We start from the raw sequence: 20337 nt of genomic DNA on the forward strand, positions 1-20337 counted from the left end.
GAAAGTGATCTGGAACCGTGGTGTAGTTGGCCTAACATGCCTGCCTGTCACGCAGGAGATCGCGGGTTCGAATCCCGTCGGTTCCGCCATTCTTATATGCTTCAGGGATGAGAATCCGGATTTGGGTTCGTCGGAGCATACACTTCGAGAGCATCTGCTTCGCAGTCTCGAACGAAGTGAGAGTATCCCGTCGGTTCCGCCATCTTTACAAGCTACTTTACACCTTGCCGGTGTAGCTCAACTGGTAGAGCAACTGACTTGTAATCAGTAGGTTGGGGGTTCAAGTCCTCTCGCCGGCACCATTTTAGTATTTTGCAAATCAAGGCTTGTAGAGTGTATAATATATACTTTGATGGAAATACTGAAATACTCATGCATTATTCATTTTACTTTATGGCGATCGTGGCGAAGTGGTTAACGCACCGGTTTGTGGATCCGGCATTCGGGGGTTCAATTCCCCTCGATCGCCCCATAGTTTCTTATTGGGGATTAGCCAAGCGGTAAGGCAACGGACTTTGACTCCGTCATGCATAGGTTCAAATCCTATATCCCCAGCCATTTACTATGAGTCATTAGCTCAGCTGGTAGAGCACCTGACTTTTAATCAGGGTGTCGAAGGTTCGAATCCTTCATGACTCACTTTCATATTTTGCGGTCGTGGCGGAATTGGCAGACGCGCACGGTTCAGGTCCGTGTGGGCTAACCCCCCGTGGAGGTTCGAGTCCTCTCGACCGCACCATATATTTGCGGAAGTGGCTCAGCGGTAGAGCATCGCCTTGCCAAGGCGAGGGTCGCGGGTTCGATTCCCGTCTTCCGCTCCAAATATATGCGCCCTTAGCTCAGCTGGATAGAGCGTTTGACTACGAATCAAAAGGCCGGGAGTTCGAATCTCTCAGGGCGCGCCATTATTTCCTTTCATATCGGGATGTAGCTCAGCTTGGTAGAGCACCTGGTTTGGGACCAGGGGGTCGCATGTTCAAATCGTGTCATCCCGATTTTTTGTTTTGCGGGTGTAGTTCAATGGTAGAACTTTAGCCTTCCAAGCTAATAGCGTGGGTTCGATTCCCATCACCCGCTTATTCAATACGGTGAAAGCCTTGCAAATAGCAGGGCTTTTTTATTTTATACTGGCATATCCGCTAACTTTGTTTGAGGAGCTTTTTGGAGGAGAGCTATAGGGCTCGGAACAAAACAGATTCATATATTGATCGGTGAAAGAGCCCCTTTTCTATTTTGCGTAGAAAAGGGGCTCTTTCATCTTTAATGGGTTGCTTCGAAAACAATTTAACAACTTTCGCCGTCCTGGGTCAATACCGTTCCAGAATGGTTTGTGTTTTCAGGCCATCGGCTGGGATCAGCCAGTTCTTGTTCTGGAGCAACTGCATCAACTGGCTGCGCAGACCAGATACAGCGGAGGTGTCAGCTGTCTTGAATGAAACCTCGACGACATTCTCGGTGCCTGTACCTGCTGCATTACGAATAGGCCAGACTTCAAGGGTAAGCTCCTGACCGTTCCATGTGCCTTCGTACCGCTGGAAGGTAATTGGGCCGTAGGCGCGAGCCTGTGACAGCTGTTGTTTGCCCCAGTTGGAGGCAGACCAGTTTTTTAATTTACCGGGGAGCTTGTCCAGCAGCAGGTTCAAAGCATCTTTTTCGGAAGGCAGCTGTGTTCCTGATGTTTTTGTATCTACTTTTTTTGTATTGGAGAAGCTCAGGGTTTGTTTGCCATATCCCCAGTCAATCTCGGCCTCATAGTTGTCATCCGATTGATCGAAGCCCTCCTGGTTCGCAAGCGTCAGCGCTGCATTAATATCTCCGTTAACGACAGGGTAACGTTTTTTGTAAGCCAGCTCGTAGTTGTTCTTGTCGTCCTTTTTGCGAAAACGAACATTCCATCCTGCTGCATCCAGTCCGAGAGCATTTGTGTCAAAGTACTCCACATTGATGTTTCGTGCTGTAGCGCCCAAACCAAGGGTCTGGATCACTTCGCTGCGGGGTGTACCATCGTTGTTTAATACAACCTCCGGCTTCGCCAGGAACTTCACTTCATAAGCAGGAACAGCATTGGCAGCAGCCAAAGCCGCCGGCGCCTCCAGAAATGTCAGTCCACTTCCCAGGGTGACGATGCTCAGCATCAACGAGGCGGTTACTTTTTTCCACTTTTTCAAAACCATTCACTCTCCTAATCTGGATTAACGTACAGACCCCACTTTACCTTCCGATGATCTGAGTGCGATTAACGGGGAGTGCACATTACGTTAACCCTGCATAGAGTTATTGAATGGACAGTTACAGTTTATATAGGTTCAACCGATAGGCTCTTGCTGAAGAGAGAAGGATTTCATACCGACCACTTCCTGAAGCACCTCTTTGAAACGGTTCATCTGAACCGAGGGAAGGCGGTCCTTGTTGTGCACCATGTAGATATGGCGCGGCGCCTGCTCTCCCGGGATGGGAAGCACCTGAATGATGCCTTGCCGCTCCTCCCACTGCACTGCCATCCGTGACATAAAGGAGATATGCCCGCCGATTAATACAAGCTGTTTAATCGCTTCGAGAGAATCCATCTCTACTGTACTCCTTAGCCTGACCTCGTGCTGCGTTAGCCAGTGGTTGGTTAGTCTGCGGGTACTGGATTCATCGCCGTGTAATGCAAAAGGAATGGATGCGATATCTTCAGGTTCTACAGAATCTCTATGTGCCAGTCCATGCTGCGGGGAGCAGATGAGCACAAGATCATCTTTGCAAAGTGTTTCTGCGTGAAGAATAGGCCCAACAAACGGCTCGGACGAGAGGATACCCAGATCCAGCTGATGCTGAATGACCATCTGTCTGATCACCGGAGCTGGCTTAACAGACAGCACAATTCGAATGCCGGGAAACTCTTGGGAAAACGTATGAAGCATAGCGGGCAGCAGATACGTAGCTGGAACATAACTTGCTCCAATATGAAGCGTGCCCCGGTACAGGCTGTCGTATTCCTTGACAACGCGGCGAGCCTCCTGGGTCAAGGCGTTGATTTTGACACAATAATGAAGCAAGGCTTGTCCGGCTTCGGTCAGAAATGTTTTTCCACTGCGGGATTCGAATAAACGGACCCCCATCTCTTCCTCCAGCGACTTCATATGAAAGGTAACGGTAGGCTGCTTGATGCCCAGGATATCGGCCACACTTGTCATATGATGATGTTTGTCGATCAGCTCTACAATTTGCAATTTGATCAGGTTCAACCTCTCCACACTCCTTAGTTCTTAAACTTCCCGGTATTTGTAATGATCGGCTGCTTTCGAAGAAAAATCGCATCGTATCTATCTATAGATTTAATCTATGAACATCAACAGAATTCATCTAAAAAGTTAATTTCCATTTTACAAACATGACAAACAACTCGCGAAAGCGGACGTTAGACTGAGAACAGTGCTAGAGAGACGCACATGAGGTAAGTAGAAGAGAGCAGCAAATGAGATTAGTACAAGAGGACAGGCAGGGATGCTTATGAAGCTGGAGTTAACGGGGATTCAAAAATCATTTCATCAAACGCCTGCACTACTGCCCACCAATCTGACGCTTGAACACGGAAAATTCACCACTTTGCTTGGCCCTTCGGGCTGTGGCAAAACGACACTGCTTCGCATGATTGCCGGGCTGGAACAGCCGGATGCGGGGGAGATTCGTGCGGATGGGGAGTACTTCTACTCTGCGGCAAAGCGGATCGATACGCCGACACACAAGCGTAATCTGGGCATGGTGTTTCAGGATTTTGCATTATGGCCGCATATGACGGTATATGAAAATGTAGCCTTCGGCCTGAAGGCCGGTAAACAGAAGTCCGATCTGCGGCAAAAGGTGAATGAAGCGCTCGGCATGGTTCGCCTGCAAGGCATGGAGGAGCGGTATCCACATCAGCTGTCGGGTGGACAACAGCAGCGGGTTGCTTTTGCCAGAGCAGTAGCTGTGAAGCCGGGTGTCATTCTGTTTGATGAGCCGCTGAGTGCACTGGATGCCGTGCTTCGGGAAGAGATGCGGATAGAGATGATGTCACTGGTGCGCGATATGGGATTGACTGCCTTGTATGTGACGCATGATCAGATCGAAGCGATGTCGATGTCGGATGAGATTGTGGTGATGCAGAAGGGACGGATTTTGCAAAAAGGGTCCCCGGAAACGATCTACTCAGCGCCGAGTGATGCTTTTGTCGCCTCGTTTATCGGAAAGTCCAACTGGCTCACGCCTGATGAATCTATGGTTCGGCCGGAACATGTGACCTGGAACAAAACAGGCCATGACGATCTGGGTTATTCCGGAGTTGTACTCAGCGTTAGCTATGTAGGCGAACGTTACGAGGTGCGTGTGCAGATCGAAGGATTGGGTATGTGGACAGCATATGCGAACCAAAGAGTACGCGTCGGGGAAAGCGTGCAGCTCTATGTATCGCCAGAACGAATCTGCCGGATGTATGATCAGCAGCAGCCTGGTCGTTCAGAGCTGGATCAACCGCATGATATGAATCAGGGTCCGGGTGGAAAACAGCGAGAAGTGATTGCCGCCGCCAACTAAAACGAAAGGTTGTTGTCACAGGTAACTAACGGGTGAAGTGGCCTAATGAATATAAAATGAGCTCGACACACTTGGAGCTTGTTCTAATATTTTTTAAACGAACTAAATAACAAACTGAAGGAGATGGCATAAACATGTTCGGTATGAAATCACGTAAAAAGAGTGCAACACTTCTATTAACAGCCGTAATGAGTCTCAGCCTGTTTGGATGCAGCACAGGGAACAATACGACGGGGAACGCGGCTCAGCCTGCGGGGGAAGGAAATGCAGCAGCGGCAGCGGAGTCTCCAACTAAAGCAGCAGGAGGCAAACTGGTATTGTACAGTGCAGGCCCGCAGAAGCTGGCGGACAATATCGTGAACGGGTTTACTGACAAGACAGGCATTGAAGTGGAGATGTTCCAGGGCACGACGGGTAAAATTCTAGCCCGTATGGAAGCAGAGAAAGCAAATCCGGTTGCTGACGTTGTTATCCTTGCATCTCTGCCTTCGGCACAGGCACTCAAAGCAGATGGCCTCACCCTTCCCTACCCGGAAGCCGCGAATGCGGACAAGCTGAACAAGGATTGGTCGGATGCGGATGGCAACTATTTTAGCAGCAGTGCATCGGCACTGGGCATTGTATACAACAGCAAACTTGTGACTACACCACCCAAGAGCTGGGCTGATCTGGCAACACCGACTTGGAAAGATGCCGTGAACATTCCCGATCCGACATTGTCAGGCTCCGCGCTCGACTTCATTACAGGTTACCTGAGTGCCAATGGTGAAAAGGGATGGGATTTGCTGAACGCCTATAAAGCGAACGGTGTAGCCATGGCTGGAGCGAATCAGGAAGCACTTGATCCCGTAATCACGGGTGCGAAAAGCATCGTAGCAGCAGGTGTGGACTATATGGCCTATTCCGCCAAAGCCAAAGGGGAACCGCTGGATATCGTATACCCTGAAGAAGGTACAGTGATTAGCCCAAGACCGGCAGCGATTCTGAAATCCAGTCCAAATGTAGAGAATGCCAAAGCATTTATTGACTACCTGTTGTCGGATGAGGCACAGAAGCTGGTTACAGATGCGTACCTGATTCCAGGCCGCGAAGATATCGAAGCAACAAACCGTGCCAATGTGAAGGATATTCCACAGCTGAAAGTGGATTGGGCTTGGATGAGCGAGCATGGGGATGAGATTGCAGCACGTTTCTCCGAAACTTTTAAATAAGTGAATAAAAAATACAGAAACGGTAGGCAACAGGTGATTCTGCTGTCTTGACGTGGAAAGTCATGTGAGGTGAGCGTAGTGAAACCTGTTGTAGCGGACAATAACCGTATATTTCGCAGAGTGGGAGTGGTGTTGGCGCTCTTTCTGCTGACGATTAGCATCGGGGTGCCGTTGTTACTCATCTTCTGGCAAAGCGTGTACCCGAACGGGCAGTGGGACTGGATGGCTCCGATTCGTACGATTACTGGGCATCATCTGTCCGGTGTGCTGTTGAACTCTGTCTGGCTTGGCATCTGCGTAGTGGCGGTCACAACGCTACTCGCACTGCCGCTCGCCTGGATGATGTCCAAAACCCGGATGGGGGAGCATCGCTGGGTCGATGTTATTCTGATGATTCCGTTCATGACCCCGCCGTATATCGGCTCCATGGGCTGGATTCTGTTTATGCAAAAGGGAGGATATCTGCAGCAGTGGGTGCCTTCATCCGCTAACTGGAGTGAGCTGTTCTTCAGCTTCTGGGGCATGGTGATGATTATGAGTCTGCACCTGTTCCCATTCCTGTATTTGCTGTTGCGGGATGCATTGATCCGCATCGGCGGGAATCTGGAAGAAGCGGGAGCCGTGCATGGTGCACATGCAGGATATCGGTTCAGACGTATTATTTTACCCCTGCTGTTGTCGTCTTACGGGATGGGCATCATGCTTGTTTTTGTTAAAACGATTGCGGAATTCGGCACACCTGCGACTTTTGGGCGCAAAATTGGTTATTATGTCATGACTTCTGAAATTCACAAATATATCTCCAGCTGGCCGATTGATTTCGGGAAGGCTACTTCGCTGGCATCGGTGCTGCTGTCCGTCTGTCTGGCGATGTGGTACATGCAGTCGGCGATCAGCCGCAAGTTCACGTATCGTCTGGTGGGTGGCAAAGGACAGCGTTCGAAACGTTATTCCTTGCGCGGCTGGGCAGGCTGGGTATGTGGTGCATATCTCGCTGTTCTTCTGATTCTGTCAATCGGCATCCCGTATTTCTCCATTATTGCCGCTTCTACGATGAAGCTGCGGGGAGCCGGGCTTGGGCTGGACAATCTCACACTGGAGCACTACCGCGAGCTGTTATCCTGGGGTTCAGTGAGCATGAAGGCGATCGGAAACAGTCTGGGGTTGTCACTAGCTGCTTCCACGGTGGCAGTGATTATAGGCACCGGTTTTGCGTTAGCCATTGGCAAGTCATCTTCGTTCATGCAGCGGGTCATTGATCTGTTCAGTCTGTTGCCCAACACCGTGCCAGGCATTGTTATGGTGGTCGGTCTGATTCTGTTCTGGAACTCGCCGTGGATGCCCGTGACGCTCTATAACACGTACGGTATGGTGGTACTGACCTATGTTGTGCTTTTCCTGCCGTACACCGTTCAATATGTAAAATCAAGCTTTACCCAGATCGACGGCACATTGTTTCAGGCGGGCCAGGTGTTTAGTGGTAAGCCACTGTACATTTTGCGGCGCATTCTCGTTCCACTGATTCTGCCCGGTATGCTGGCGGGCTGGATGATGACGTTTACGATTGCGACCAGGGAACTGGTCGGCTCGCTCCTGATTCTTCCGCCGTCAATGCAGACGTCGGCGACGTATATTTTTGCCCAATTTGAACAGGGTCAGGTGTCGCTTGGTATGGCAATGGCTGTCGTAACCGTAGGTATGACGGTGCTGATGCTGCTGGGGATTGAGATGTTGAATTCGAAGAGAAAGTGGAATGCATCATGATCAAACTGAACGTATGGGGCGGTGCGGGCGAGCACGGACGTTCCGCCTATTTGCTTAGCGGGAGCCGCTATCGGCTGCTGCTGGATTGTGGTGTAAAAAAAGAGGGCAACGGCGAATATCCGCTTATCGAACCGGAGGTTGTGCCACAGCTGAATGCGGTGCTGCTGTCTCATGCTCATGAGGATCATTCCGTGGCTATTCCTTTGCTCTATAAGCTGGGTTATCAAGGAGAAGTGTGGACCACACGCGAGACTCAAGAGCAGTTGACAACGTATTTTCGAGCGTGGAGAAGCCATATGGAACGTGCAGGTCATATACTGCCTTATGATGAGTCCGATGAGCAGCGTATTCGCTATCGATTTCTGGAGGATGAGGCGGAACGTGGCTGCTGGTTTGAATTGTTGCCGGGTTTATTTGCAATATGGGGCCGCAGCGGGCATCTGGCTGGTTCGGTCTGGTTCGGACTGGAGATGGAAGGCAAGCGCATAGTGTATTCTGGCGACTACACTTTGGAGTCTATGCTGCTTCAGGCGGACGATGTGGCTATAGGTTTCAGACAGACAGATCGGGAGCGAATTCCTTCCCTGCCCTCAGCACAGCTTGATCTGGCCATCATAGATGCTGCCTATGGCACGGACCGGGACACACAGGCAGACAAGCTCCGGCAGCTGGAGCAGGTCATTTCCAAGACACTTCGCTGCGGAGGCAAGGTGCTTCTGCCTGTGCCAGCAGTAGGCCGAGGACAGGAGATGATTCTTTGGGCGCGGCAGCACTTTTCCGATGTGCCTCTGGTTGTGGAGCAGAAGCTTGTAGAAGGCATGAAGCAGCTGCAAAGGGGCTCTGACTGGCTTAAAAAGCAGGGGGAGCGAGCAATAGGAGGCATGCCTGCTGAGAAAATTTCAGAGTTTCTAGGTGGAGAAGGCTGGAATAAGGTGGGCACTGCTGAAGAGCGCTCGAAATGCCTGAAGACGTACGGAGCCTCGTTATGGTTTATCCCGGATGGCATGATGCAGTCCTCGCTCGCACGCTGGTATCATGGAGAGTGGGCAACTAATGCGAATAATCTGATTCTGCTTACTGGACATACGGCTGGAGGTACATTTGCCCATCAACTGCTTGAAAACCCGCGGCAGTATGGTATGTGCAGCGTCAAAAAAGTTCGCTACAAGGTGCATCAAGGCTGGCAGGATGTAGAGCATATGTTAAACCGGATATCTGCCCGACATAACGTGCTTGTGCATACGGATCTGGCCGAGACAGAACGGCTGAGCCAAGGTCTGCTGGGTGGACTTTTTCGACCAGAAGCAGACATTGATCTGCTATCTCCTGGCGATGAATTAATCTTTTGAAGGTTAGCTTGAAAAGGAAGAGGTCCTTGCCTGAACGCAAGAACCTCTTTTTTATGTTCTCGGGTTTCACTTGTTGCTCCCGAACCTACAGTAGGAATTTTGGATGATTGCTATTTCGTTTCGCACGATCCGGCATGTTCTACAATTATATTCCACTCTTCATTTTCAAAAAGGATGTTGTTTTTATCCTCGAGTTCGCCGATCCGCACTTCAAGGATGACCATCCTGGTTTCAGCGAGAATAGAATAGACGCTCTCCGAAGTGATCGTGAACTGATTGCCGATTGTCACCTGGGTGACCTGTCCGTTAATAAGCAAGTGACCGCTGCCTGCAAGTACCGTCCACGCTCTACATCCTGCCCGGTGCCAGTGCAGCCCGATATGTTTGCCTGGCAGAACCGTTATGTTCAATGTGGTTACGGTTGTATTTTCATCTTCTATCGAGCTCTCTATGACACGATAACTGCCCCAGGTTGCTTCACCATACATCGGTTTTAGTGGCAAGCTACCTAACTGTGCTTTAATTTCATTTGAATTATTTTTGTTGGCAATGAGAATGCCGTCTGGACTTGCGGCAGCGATAATACCTGGCACACCAATAATGTGCATGGGGTAGGGAAGCTCATTAATAATATAGGAATCGTAGGAAGATTCAGAGATTCCACCATGTCCGAAAACATGGGAATCTAACTGGGCGCATAGCGTATCCCAGCTTCCGATATCCTGCCATACTCCCTTATAAGGCAGGACTACGGCCCGCTGCGCCTTTTCTGCAACATGCTTGTCAAAACTTCGTTCAGGCAACACTTCATACAAGGATGATAATTGATCATAATGAACCGGAAGTCCCATTTTTTCAATATGGGATATCATAAATTCGACGGTGAACGCGTATACTCCGCAGTTCCATAGTGCCCCATGTTGCAGTAGAGTTTCAGCAATGGCGGCTTCGGGTTTTTCTATAAATTGTGTTACTGGCGCATAAGCATTACGTTCTTCCCCACCCGGCAGGATGTATCCATACTGTTCTGAAGCATGTGTAGGCCTTGTCCCAATTAAAGCGATATCGGCTTGAGACTGTTTCAATATGTCCGGAAGTAATTGGAAGTTGCTGAAAAAATCTTCACCTGCGAACACATCGGCAGGCGCGATACAGATCACATCGTCATTTTTAGCCATTCGAAAGGATTGCAGATATAACGTCGCTAAGGCTGCGGCAGTAAAAGTACCTCGCTTATAAGGTTCCCCGATGACTGGTATGTTGCCTTGAGTATGTCGAGCCGTAATGTTTGCCTGATCCTGATGTGAAATAATGATCGCTGAATCTGTCAGGCATGAGCTGTCAAGCTGGCGGCATACTCTGCTGATCATGGATTCCCTACCTCCAGCGGGTGATGGAAGTATATCTACGAACAGCTTGGAGCGGAGCTCATTGGATAACGGCCAGAGCCTTTTGCCAGAGCCGCCGCACAGCAGTACGATATGCATAGGCTTCCTCCTTAAGCTCAGGGAGCTTTACTATAGATTTTGCGTTTATGAAAGGAAAGAGATCGATATTTAAGAGCCAGATGACGGATTTGTTGCTCTTTTAGCGAAGAAGCATTCATACTCAGACTTTTATTCATCGAACTTCGAAGGATCATGCTGCCCGGGTTTTTCGTATACATAAAATTGGCATACGTTTCATACTCGGAGAAACCAAACTGCTTCTTCTTGTTGATACTGGAGATGATCGCTTTGTACCATGGCAGCTTATGAATCGCTTCAATTTTTTGTTTCAGGGCAGAGAGTTTCGATTTTTCGAACAGCATATAATGGGTGACAAAAGAGCGGGGACGCGGAGCTTTCATGCCTAATAACTTATGGTAGGTATTGAAATATTCCGGCTGGCTCCAATCACGGCAGTAAAATACCGTTTTGCCTTCTACAATAAATGAATGAGGTTTAATCAGCACGGTATCCGCATCCATGACTAGAAAGTACTTTGCCTTCACAATGGAATCTCCGTTCATTTTGAGCAGCTGCTGATATAACCAGCCTGAGCGATTCCAACGGGAGGACTGGTAGTGTATCTCGTTTTGGTTATAGGCAGAACGGATCGCTCATTAACAAAAATGCAGTTTTTACGGGAGCAAAGTTTTTTGATTTTGGCGCTGACCGGAGAAACAATATATATGCTTCCGATGGGATGCTTTACGTAACGGCGAATGTTATCAATGACGAGGGGAAGGGTAGCCAGATCTTTCTCGATCGCTGGTATAAGAACATCAATCTTGGACGCAGCATTCAACTGCATTCCACGCTGAACGGACATCTTCTCAACTCCTTGCACATATCGTTATGACTTCTTTCATGGTATGTGTGCAAAAGGGTTTTGGTCAGGGCATGTGCTAATATACATTTTCACGAATAGGGGCTTTTGTAGAGGGTTCCTATATCGGTATGACATATAATGCATGCAGGATCTTGATCAAACAAACAGCAGGCTTTGATGCGGTTGCTGAAGGGAGAGCTTATGACATGGGTGTTGATAAATTGCAGCCATTAAGAAGCAAGTGGTTAAAAACAAAATTGATTATTAATAATGAGTCTATTAAACCGTTTATCCCAGACACACAGAAATATAACAAAACGAATCTGAAATCCATGATCAGTAAATATGGAATGGTCTATGTCAAACCCGAGAGAGGTACTTACGGGATGGGCGTCATTAAGGCCGAAATGGAAGATCATCAACATTTTGTCTATCAGCATGATCAAAAACGTCTGACTTTCAACAGCTTTGAATCGTTCTATACCAGTCTGACACGTTTGGTGAATAAAAGAAGCTATCTGATTCAAAGAGGAATCCATCTTCTTAAGCACAACAAAAGACGTTTTGACATCCGAGTCATGATACAGCTAAGCCCGACCAAGCAATGGGAAGCTACCGGAATCATTGGCCGACTGGGTCATCCAAAGAAAATCGTAACGAATTATCATAGTGGTGGTACACCGATGGATGTTCACAAGCTGCTAAACTCTCATGCATCCACCAAACGCAGGAATGAACTGGTTCAGGAGATGAATGAACTTAGCCTGCGCATAGCTCGTCATATGAAGAAAAAGTACTCGTATCTTAATCAAATTGGTGTGGATATCGGACTGGACCACAGTCTAAAACCCTGGATTATTGAAGTAAATGTCAAACCTGACCCATTCATATTCAATCAATTAAAGGACAAGACGATGTATCGAAAAGTCATACGATATCATCGCCATGCTGCGAAAAAACTAACCAAATAACAGACCGGATTTTTCATGAGAAATCGGCTGGAGATGGTTACCAGTTCGAAAGTCGCCAATGTGGCGACTTTTCGTATTATTAGGTCAGTAAAAGGTATCATGATTTCAAACGATTACAACGAATGGAGTTTATGTGAGAAGACCGGATTACGAGCATAGGCTGCGTAATCCGGTCTTTGTTATTTTTGTGCGTAAAACACCGCGAAATCCAAATATTTATACATACAGTCCGCTACACTAAATCCGGCTTCTTCTAACCAAACCAATTGATTCTCCAGCGTGGCGTTGATATCCACTTTGCGTCTTTCAATGGAAGCCGAGATGGCCTCATCTGACAGACCACTCCCATGAATCGTCTCCAACCAGCGCTGGCGGTAATAGGTGTCCGTATCAGGGGTTCTTCCCTGAACCTGGTCTGCGTTGATGAAGTGTCCACCAGGTTCCAGCAGCTTATATACAGTGCCAAATACGTGTTTTTTGTCAGCGTGGGTCAGATGGTGAATGGAGAGGGAGGAAATAATCATATCGTAGGAACTGGTGAAATTGTACTTCGAGTAGTCCCCAACCACATACTGCACTTGATTAACTCCATCAAATCTTCGACGTGCCCTTTCAAGCATTTGATCACTAATGTCGATCAGGGTTAATCGCGCGTTTGGATACTTTTGCAGTACCATTCCGGAGAGCAGTCCCGTTCCGGCACCCAGATCAAGAATACGTGGAGAATCCAGCGGGCTTTCCATCAGATCCAGAGTCATTCCGTAAAAATCATCAAAACAAGGGATAAGCTGCATTCGCTGCAAATCATAATCTTGGGCCACTCTATCAAACAGCTGCTTTACTGATAATTCCATTTACGCATCACTCCTTAGGTTTCTCCATATTTTACAAAATGATCGACATCAAAGGAAATATCAATTATGGATAAGTTCATAGGTTGGAACTATGGGCCCCAAGCGTCTGTCATGGATAATAACGTGTATGCGTATAAGGGGCTGTAATACTTGTAAGGCTTCGGGATGTAGTGGATTAAATGTGACGCATTTTGAGCTAGAATGATGTACATGGGTTTGTAATTAAGTTTCATTATATAATTGACTCGTGAAATTTTATGTCATATACTGAGTGAAATATGAGCAGGACGGGGCAGGAAAAGCATCCGGTCCAGGGGAGGCTGGAAAACAATATGGCTGTACGCAGGGAGATTGGCAGTTATCCGATGTGGGAAACGTATCGTTCTAAACGGGAGCATCTGGTGGTTGGGCTGATGTCGGGCACATCGCTGGACGGAACGGATGCAGCACTGGTACATATACAGACAGATGAGCACGGAGCGATGCAGCGACTGGAACTCGTTGATTTTATCTGTACGCCGTATACGAATGAGCTTAGAGAGGTTCTGATTCGTCTCTGTTCCCCTGATACAGCACGTGTGGATGAACTGACGACAGCTCATTTCGGTGTATCGGAATGGTATGCACATAGTGTGCAGCAGCTGCTGCAATCAGCTGGAATCTCAAGCCGTCAGGTCGATATGATCAGCATGCATGGACAGACAATCTGGCATGCGCCTGTGCCTGTTGCTTTTCCAAGCCCGCCCGGTATAGGAAATCTGAATGTAAGCTCTACATTGCAGATTGGGGAATGTGCTGTCGTGAGAGAGCGCACCGGTCTGCCTGTCATTGGCAACCTGCGTGCCAGAGATATGGCGGCAGGCGGGGAAGGAGCACCACTTACACCTTATGCGGATGCGTTGATGTTCCGCAGTGCTGCCGAGGGACGCCTGGTGCAAAATATCGGTGGTATCGGCAATGTGACTGTGCTCCCGGCAGGGTCATCGGAGGCGGAAGTATCGGCTTTTGACACGGGACCGGGGAACATGTTGATGGATGCGCTGGTTCGGCATGCTACGGGGGGAAGACAGCATTATGATCCGAATGGAAGTATGGCTGCCAAGGGAAACGTGAACTCCGAGCTGGCCGAATACTGTCTGAATGATGAATACTTTCGGCGGCAGCCTCCCAAGAGTACCGGTCGTGAAGTCTATGGTGTGGAGTACGCCAAGAAGCTCATGGCATTTGCAGTGACACACTCGATATCGCTGGAGGATATGCTGGCTACTGCGACCTGGCTCACAGCAGAGACCATTGTGCGTGCCGTGGAGGATTTTGTACTGCCCAAGACACGCATCTCGGCAATGCTCACCTGCGGTGGCGGTACATCCAATGACACGTTAATGAATATGCTCCGGCAAAGGCTGCCTGAAGCGATACGTCTGGAGCGAACAGCGGATCATGGTGTTCCCGATGAAGCCAGAGAAGCAATGGGGTTTGCGCTGCTGGGGCATGAGGCCCTGATGGGCAGAGTGAATACACTTCCAGGTGTGACAGGGGCAGCACATGGGGTCATATCGGGACATCTGACTCTTTAGTGACCACTGCATTGCCGATGTGCACTTGATTTCAGGTTAGACGCGGCCATTAATATAGGATAAAATGCATGTACAAAGATACAGTACGGAAAGGAGGAGCGGATGGAAGGCATGAAAGGTGGACTTGTACGTTTACGCGCATTACTGGATGATCTGACTCCGTCGGAACGAAAGATTGGGGCTTACATCCTTGAACACCCCCAAGAGACGGTGCAGTCTTCTGTTGCACAGCTGTCTGAACGAAGCGGGGGCAGTCCGGCAGCTATCATCCGTCTATGCAAATCACTCGGTGTAGCGGGTTTTCAGGAGCTGAAGCTCAAGATCGCGGGGGATTTACAGACAACCGAGCAATATCAATATACGGAGATTCGCCCTCAGGACTCCATGGAGAGTATTATCCAGCATGTGTCCTCGAACAATATTCAGTCGGTCAAGGACACGGTTCATATTCTGGACCCAAGGCTTGTGGAGCAGGCAGTAAATCTTCTGCATGAGGCCAAAAGAATTTTTTTCTATGGCGTGGGGGCGTCCAATCTGATTGCGCTGGATGCACATTACAAGTTCATGCGAATTAATCGTACGAGCTTTTCGTTCGCCGATCCACATATGCAGATCTCATCCGCAACGACGCTGCGGGAGGACGATGCAGTGGTATGCATTTCGTATTCAGGTGAGACCTCCAATGTAATCTCCTGCCTGAAGCATGCTCGTGAAGGCGGCGCAGCAACAATCAGCATTACCAAATGGGGCAATAACACGCTTAGCAGTTTTGCCGATGTTCCTCTGATGATTACGTCTACAGAAAGTGATATTCGCAGCGGAGCTACCTCTTCACGGATTGCCCAGCTGAACGTCATCGACATTCTGTACCTGGCTATTGCTAGCCGGGATTATAATCAGTCGGTGCAGTATTTGGAGAAGAGCAGACAGGCTATTCTTGAGCACAAATGAACAATAAGCTCGTCATATGAAAATAGTAAACATGAGAATCCCTTGCAGAGATATGCATCAGGGATTTTTTTGATGGGGAGCGCAGGGTTACGGTGAAAAATAAAATAAGAGAAGCCTTGCCTGTTGGCATGACTTCTCTCATCCTGTAACAGCTTGTCGGCGTAAGGAAAGCACGCCTGTATGCACTAAACGATCAGCCTGAGCCGGTAATGGCATGGCGTACAAACCCATCTGCATGCTCCAGCCGACGTGCGGCCTCAGCTGCATCGACATCAGCCATCAGCATCACGATGGCCGTTTTGACATGCCCGTTTGCGGCAGCGAAGGCCTGTTCAATGTCATTTTCCTTCGCGCCAGTTGCGAGCTGAATCATGCGTTTTGCGCGGTGTACCAGCTTTTCATTGGACGGATTCAGATCAACCATGAAATTGCGATATACTTTGCCCAGACGGATCATCGCTGTTGTTGTCAGCATGTTCAGAATCATTTTCTGCGCGGTCCCGGCTTTCATACGGGTAGAACCCATTACCACTTCCGGCCCCATGACGGCTTCAATGCTTACATCTGCCAGTGTGCTCATGGGAGTATCTGTATTGTTGCTTATTCCAATTACCCCGGCACCGATCTGACGGGCGTATTTCATGGCTCCGAGTACATAGGGAGTGCGCCCGCTCGCAGCAATGCCGACAACAATATCATTTGCGCTCAGTCCGTGTTCCGCCAGATCGGTTTCCCCGGCTTCCTCACTGTCTTCCGCACCTTCGACCGGATCTTTGACCGCCCGAAATCCACCGGCAATAATACCCTGCACCATGGAAGGCGGAGTGCCATAGGTAGGCGGGCATTCCGAGGCATCCAGTATACCCAGTCTGCCGCTTGTGCCTGCACCTACATAGAACAATCTTCCCCCGTTCTGAAAACGGGCTACAATCTGATCGGCTGCTTGAGCAATGACTGGAATCAGCGGCTGAATCAGCTCGCCAATCTGGCGATCCTCCCGATTGATCAATTCCATAATCTCTACTGAAGGCAGTTGATCAATATGATCTGTCTGCGGGTTAGGCTGTTCTGTCACTAATGAGTTAAGCGTATGATTCATCCGTAAGCCCTCCTTATCTTGTTTAGCCTGATTCAGCCAGACGAAATTTCTGTCTTGCCAGCTGTGCTGCCCCTACTGCCGGAGCAGGAGCATCTTCCAGGCAGACCACCTGCTGTGAATCGTATATGTCATTAAGCTGTTGTACAAACGTATCTCGAAACAGGGATGAATAGCGGAATATGGACCCGGAGAGTGCCATAGGAGCAGTATAGAAAGAAACGCTTTGCCGGATGAGCGCCAGGGCTGTATTGGCAAGCTGACGAGCCTCATCCATAAGAAGAGTACGAGCAGCCTCGTCCCCCGCAGAAGCGGCTTCTATTGCTAGACGAGCCATAGATGCTGTGCTGGATTTGGTCCATCCAGGTTGATAGACGAGCTGTTTCAGGTCGGTCACATGCTTCACCTGCAGTTCCTGCTGTACCAGCGAGGTCAGCGCCGTTGGAGGAAGAATCCCATCATGGCTCTGCATGACAGCTTGCAGTGTCCGCTGCCCGATTCGATAGCCGCTTCCTTCGTCTCCGAGCAGATGTCCCCACCCGCCTGCCCTGTGCACCATACCTTCCGGCGTAATGCCGTATACGATGGAGCCCGTGCCAGATATGGCGAGTAGACCATGCGGTTGACCAAGAGCAGCCATCAGTGCAATCTCTCCCTCTGTAACCACCCGGATTACACAAGCAGTATTGCTGCCAGCCGCTTTTTTCTTCTTCATCATATAGTCATGAACGTGAGCAGTGATCCATTGTCGCTCCTGATCCTCGGCAATACCTGACATTCCAAGACATATAGATTCACAACGCGACAAAAGTTCCATACGGGATGAAAATAGAAGATCCAGGATACGAAGCAGCTCGGCCATGGCTTCCTGGGGCGGCACACTGTGCGGGTTCGTTGCCCTGCCGCTGGCCGATGCCAGAAGGTCCCCATGTTCAGAAATGATTGCTGCATCAGTTTTGGTACCGCCTCCATCAATTCCTGCGTATACTCGCAACGTGCTCACCTCGTTAGGACTTTTTTTGTTTTTTTTTCATAGTATAGAGGTTGAATGTGAAAAAGTAAAATTAAATTTTATAATAAAAATTATTATTGAATTTTTATTTTACAGCTCATATAATGAATTCAATCAACAAATTTGGAAGGATTCAATACGATTGATGTTATTTAAATTGACGTCAACGTTGCATTTAACAAGATTAGACTTTGACGAGCGAACAGGTCGATCTTCGAGGGGGTGCAGGTTCCGGGTTTCGTGCTTAACTGAATCATCAGAGAGAGTTATTTTTGAGGAATCACTATGAGAGACATGGAAAGAAGACGACACGCAAAGGAGATGAAGGGTATGAAGAGGAAGGGTCTTGTTTTGGCAATGGTGTTAATGATGGTATGGATCACAGCTTGCGGTAACAAAGGCGGGGCGGCAACGAATGATCCTGATGCCAATGACACAGTAACGGTGTGGACATACCCGGTTCATGGAACATATGAGGATGATCTGAAGGACTTGATCGCCGACTTCAACAAGGAACACCCCAATATTACTGTGAAAACGGAAATGCTCTCCTGGGCTGAAGGCCCCAAAAAATTCGATGTCGCTTTGAACGCGGGTAATCCACCCGATCTCTACTTCCATAGTGTGGACGGTACGTATGTGAATACCGGGCTGGCACTGGAGCTGGACAGTTATCTGACCCCTGAGATCAAGGATGACTACATGCCTGGCACGCTGGAGCTTGGACAGATTCAAGGCAAACAGTACGGTCTGCCTCTCTATCAGTTCCAATGGGCCTGGGGCGGTAACAAACGTATTCTTGAGGAAGCGGGCATCGACTGGCAGGCGATTCAGAAAAATGGCTGGAGCTGGTCAGAGTTTAACGAAGCGGCTGCCAAGCTGACCAAAACGCTGGATAACGGAAGTAAACAGTATGCGCTGGTGACAGACGGTACTTCCCTGGATTTTATCGAAATGTTATCCCGTAACAATGGCATGATTGATGTTCTGGATGATAGTGGAAAGTTTCAGTGGAATGATGGACGTATCCTGGACACGCTCTCTTTTATCAAAAACCTGATGGATCAGGGTTACATGCCGAAGGAAACGGCGGCACTTGCACCAGCCAAACGTACAGACATGTTCTACGCAGGTGAAACGGCAATCATTTCGAAGGCCATTCCTTATTACGATGTCATGATTCAGAACCGCAACAAAGATATTGATGCAGGCAAGGTGCAGGGAGAGAAGATTGATTTTGTACTGCTGCCTGTGCCGCACAATGACAATCAGCCTGCGGCAACCACGATGGGCGGCGAAGGTTATGTAGCCTTCAAGCAGAAGAAGGACAAGGGCGAGCAGCATGCCAAAAATACGTTTCTCGTCATGGAGGCGCTGAGCGGAGCCAAAGCGGGTAATTCGGCTAACGAGTTGGCACTTCCTTTTGTAAGACAATCTCAAGCCGATCTGTTCAAAGGCAAGGAGCTGGGGCAGCAGTTCAATCTGGATGCAGCCAAAGAGATGGCGAAGCACATTGCCATGCCGGTAGTGCTCAAGCTGGACATCGACAAGGCTTCACAGCAAAAGCAGTTCAAGGAGCAAGTGGTGAAACCTAACATTCAGGCACTGTTCTCGGGTGAGAAGACACCAGAGCAGATTGCGGAAGACTTCAAAAGCAAAGGTCAGCAAATGTTTGGGCAATAAATAACTTCGCAGTGACACATTGATTCGGAGAGGAGGATTCGCCATGCAGACCGCCCTTGCGCCGGAGCCTGCACCCCGGCATTCCCGGGTTGTCCGGTTCTGGCGAGATTACGGGTGGGCGTATTTGTTTATTTTGGCGCCTGTCCTGCTGTTTCTCATTTTTACACTGTATCCCGTATTAACGGCTCTGGTTATGAGCTTTCAGAAATACAACATTATGAATTCCACCTGGGTGGGACTCGATAATTACCAACGTCTGGTGAAGGACGAAACCTTCTGGAAGTCGATCAAAAATACAGTCATTTTCACGGTTGGAACGGTACCTGTCAACATCCTGATTACATTTGTGCTCTCGTATTTCATCTTCCAGATGAAAAGCAAATGGCAAACGTTCTTCAAAGCCACCCTGTATCTGCCCGCGGTAGCATCGGGTGTAACCATCTCGATCGTATGGCTTGCGATCTTTGATCCTACGGATTCCGGTCTGCTCAACCGTTTCCTCGGTTTTTTCGGTCTTGATCCGGTGATCTGGCTTGGTCAGTCGGGTACGGCCCTCTTTTCACTCATTCTGATGAACTGGCTTGGATCGCACGGTGCGGGCATTATTCTGTATCTGGCTGCGATGGGAGGCATACCGAAGTCGCTGTATGAGGCCGCGGATATCGACCATGCAAGCGGATGGACACAGTTCAGTAAAATTACGTGGCCTCTTCTGAAGCCAACTACACTCTATTTGCTCGTAACCGGAGTGATTACGTCCTTTCAGGTGTTTATCTCCGTATATCTGATGACCCAGGGCGGGCCGAACTTTGCAACGACAACCATTGCGTATCTGATCTATGAGACAGCCTTCAAGTTCTATGAATTCGGACTGGCTTCGGCACAATCCTTTGTGCTGGCGGTCATTATTATTGTCATCTCCGTTATTCAATTCAAGTATTTCTCCAGTGATATCGAATATTAAAGATGAAGTGAAAAGTATTTACCTGTTAAATATGG

The 20337-nt window shown here is 48.8% G+C and carries 15 protein-coding genes, 10 tRNA genes and 1 pseudogene; 19 read left to right on the forward strand and 7 right to left on the reverse strand.

The window, feature by feature from the left end; all coding sequences use genetic code 11:
• The first annotated feature begins 11 nt into the window (after positions 1 to 11).
• The 10 genes from HNR77_RS27075 to HNR77_RS27120 all read left to right on the forward strand — a co-directional run bounded on the left by HNR77_RS27075 (position 12) and on the right by HNR77_RS27120 (position 1077).
• A tRNA-Asp gene (locus HNR77_RS27075) sits at positions 12 to 89 on the forward strand.
• A gap of 137 nt (positions 90 to 226) precedes the next feature.
• Positions 227 to 302: transfer RNA gene (locus tag HNR77_RS27080), tRNA-Thr, on the forward strand.
• 94 nt (positions 303 to 396) lie between these two features.
• A tRNA-His gene (locus HNR77_RS27085) sits at positions 397 to 472 on the forward strand.
• An 11-nt stretch (positions 473 to 483) separates the two neighbouring features.
• Positions 484 to 558: transfer RNA gene (locus tag HNR77_RS27090), tRNA-Gln, on the forward strand.
• A gap of 8 nt (positions 559 to 566) precedes the next feature.
• A tRNA-Lys gene (locus tag HNR77_RS27095) sits at positions 567 to 639 on the forward strand.
• Positions 640 to 651: 12 nt separating this feature from the next.
• A tRNA-Leu gene (locus HNR77_RS27100) sits at positions 652 to 739 on the forward strand.
• 7 nt (positions 740 to 746) lie between these two features.
• Positions 747 to 821: transfer RNA gene (locus HNR77_RS27105), tRNA-Gly, on the forward strand.
• Positions 822 to 828: 7 nt separating this feature from the next.
• Positions 829 to 905, forward strand: a tRNA-Arg gene (locus HNR77_RS27110).
• A 16-nt stretch (positions 906 to 921) separates the two neighbouring features.
• Positions 922 to 995, forward strand: a tRNA-Pro gene (locus HNR77_RS27115).
• Positions 996 to 1006: 11 nt separating this feature from the next.
• Positions 1007 to 1077: transfer RNA gene (locus HNR77_RS27120), tRNA-Gly, on the forward strand.
• Positions 1078 to 1307: 230 nt separating this feature from the next.
• Here HNR77_RS27120 and HNR77_RS27125 read toward each other — a convergent pair.
• Positions 1308 to 2174, reverse strand: a complete 867-nt coding sequence (locus tag HNR77_RS27125) for a hypothetical protein (RefSeq protein ID WP_260410942.1) — start codon at positions 2172 to 2174, stop codon at positions 1308 to 1310.
• Positions 2175 to 2306: 132 nt separating this feature from the next.
• Positions 2307 to 3230 (reverse strand): LysR family transcriptional regulator, encoded by a 924-nt coding sequence (locus HNR77_RS27130; RefSeq protein ID WP_184190857.1) that lies wholly within the window; start codon positions 3228 to 3230, stop codon positions 2307 to 2309.
• A 265-nt stretch (positions 3231 to 3495) separates the two neighbouring features.
• Here HNR77_RS27130 and HNR77_RS27135 point away from each other — a divergent pair, with 265 nt between their 5' ends.
• The 4 genes from HNR77_RS27135 (at position 3496) to HNR77_RS27150 (ending at position 8881) form a co-directional block, all read left to right on the forward strand.
• Complete coding sequence (locus HNR77_RS27135; protein ID WP_260410943.1) at positions 3496 to 4557, forward strand: ABC transporter ATP-binding protein; 1062 nt, start codon at positions 3496 to 3498, stop codon at positions 4555 to 4557.
• Positions 4558 to 4691: 134 nt separating this feature from the next.
• Entirely contained in the window at positions 4692 to 5768 is a 1077-nt protein-coding gene (locus HNR77_RS27140; RefSeq protein WP_184190859.1) for an ABC transporter substrate-binding protein, read from the forward strand.
• Positions 5769 to 5846: 78 nt separating this feature from the next.
• Complete coding sequence (locus tag HNR77_RS27145; protein WP_184190861.1) at positions 5847 to 7532, forward strand: ABC transporter permease; 1686 nt, start codon at positions 5847 to 5849, stop codon at positions 7530 to 7532.
• A complete protein-coding gene (locus HNR77_RS27150; protein WP_184190862.1) occupies positions 7529 to 8881 on the forward strand; it encodes an MBL fold metallo-hydrolase in 1353 nt (450 codons plus the stop codon). Before HNR77_RS27145 ends, HNR77_RS27150 begins: the two co-directional genes overlap by 4 nt.
• Positions 8882 to 8991: 110 nt before the next feature.
• Here HNR77_RS27150 and HNR77_RS27155 read toward each other — a convergent pair whose 3' ends face one another.
• Both HNR77_RS27155 and HNR77_RS27160 read right to left on the reverse strand, forming a co-directional pair.
• Positions 8992 to 10368, reverse strand: coding sequence for a sugar phosphate nucleotidyltransferase (locus tag HNR77_RS27155; RefSeq protein WP_184190864.1), 1377 nt, complete (start codon positions 10366 to 10368; stop codon positions 8992 to 8994).
• A 17-nt stretch (positions 10369 to 10385) separates the two neighbouring features.
• Positions 10386 to 11194 (reverse strand): annotated as a pseudogene (locus tag HNR77_RS27160) (DUF6492 family protein).
• 152 nt (positions 11195 to 11346) lie between these two features.
• On the opposite strand from HNR77_RS27160, the gene HNR77_RS27165 reads away from it, so the two are divergent.
• Positions 11347 to 12165, forward strand: a complete 819-nt coding sequence (locus HNR77_RS27165; RefSeq protein WP_260410945.1) for a YheC/YheD family protein — start codon at positions 11347 to 11349, stop codon at positions 12163 to 12165.
• A gap of 179 nt (positions 12166 to 12344) precedes the next feature.
• On the opposite strand, the gene HNR77_RS27170 is transcribed toward HNR77_RS27165, so the two are convergent.
• A complete protein-coding gene (locus tag HNR77_RS27170) occupies positions 12345 to 13019 on the reverse strand; it encodes a class I SAM-dependent methyltransferase (protein WP_184190866.1) in 675 nt (224 codons plus the stop codon).
• 332 nt (positions 13020 to 13351) lie between these two features.
• Here HNR77_RS27170 and HNR77_RS27175 point away from each other — a divergent pair, with 332 nt between their 5' ends.
• Entirely contained in the window at positions 13352 to 14596 is a 1245-nt protein-coding gene (locus HNR77_RS27175; RefSeq protein WP_260410946.1) for an anhydro-N-acetylmuramic acid kinase, read from the forward strand.
• Between the two features lie 111 nt (positions 14597 to 14707).
• Entirely contained in the window at positions 14708 to 15547 is an 840-nt protein-coding gene (locus HNR77_RS27180) for a MurR/RpiR family transcriptional regulator (protein ID WP_184190903.1), read from the forward strand.
• Positions 15548 to 15740: 193 nt separating this feature from the next.
• Here the strand turns inward: HNR77_RS27180 and murQ are convergent, their stop codons facing one another.
• Both murQ and HNR77_RS27190 read right to left on the reverse strand, forming a co-directional pair.
• The gene (gene murQ, locus HNR77_RS27185) at positions 15741 to 16646 is read right to left on the reverse strand and encodes an N-acetylmuramic acid 6-phosphate etherase (RefSeq protein WP_184190868.1); all 906 of its coding nucleotides are present in this window, start codon (positions 16644 to 16646) and stop codon (positions 15741 to 15743) included.
• A gap of 22 nt (positions 16647 to 16668) precedes the next feature.
• Positions 16669 to 17637, reverse strand: coding sequence for an N-acetylglucosamine kinase (locus tag HNR77_RS27190; protein ID WP_184190870.1), 969 nt, complete (start codon positions 17635 to 17637; stop codon positions 16669 to 16671).
• A gap of 348 nt (positions 17638 to 17985) precedes the next feature.
• Here HNR77_RS27190 and HNR77_RS27195 point away from each other — a divergent pair, with 348 nt between their 5' ends.
• Together HNR77_RS27195 and HNR77_RS27200 are read left to right on the forward strand one after the other, a co-directional pair.
• Entirely contained in the window at positions 17986 to 19338 is a 1353-nt protein-coding gene (locus HNR77_RS27195; protein ID WP_184190871.1) for an ABC transporter substrate-binding protein, read from the forward strand.
• A 43-nt stretch (positions 19339 to 19381) separates the two neighbouring features.
• Positions 19382 to 20302 carry a carbohydrate ABC transporter permease gene (locus HNR77_RS27200; RefSeq protein ID WP_111271865.1) on the forward strand — a complete coding sequence of 307 codons (921 nt, stop codon included), beginning with the start codon at positions 19382 to 19384 and terminating at the stop codon, positions 20300 to 20302.
• Positions 20303 to 20337 lie beyond the last annotated feature (35 nt).

The organism is Paenibacillus sp. JGP012, assembly GCF_014203995.1.
Classification (GTDB): domain Bacteria; phylum Bacillota; class Bacilli; order Paenibacillales; family Paenibacillaceae; genus Paenibacillus; species Paenibacillus silvae.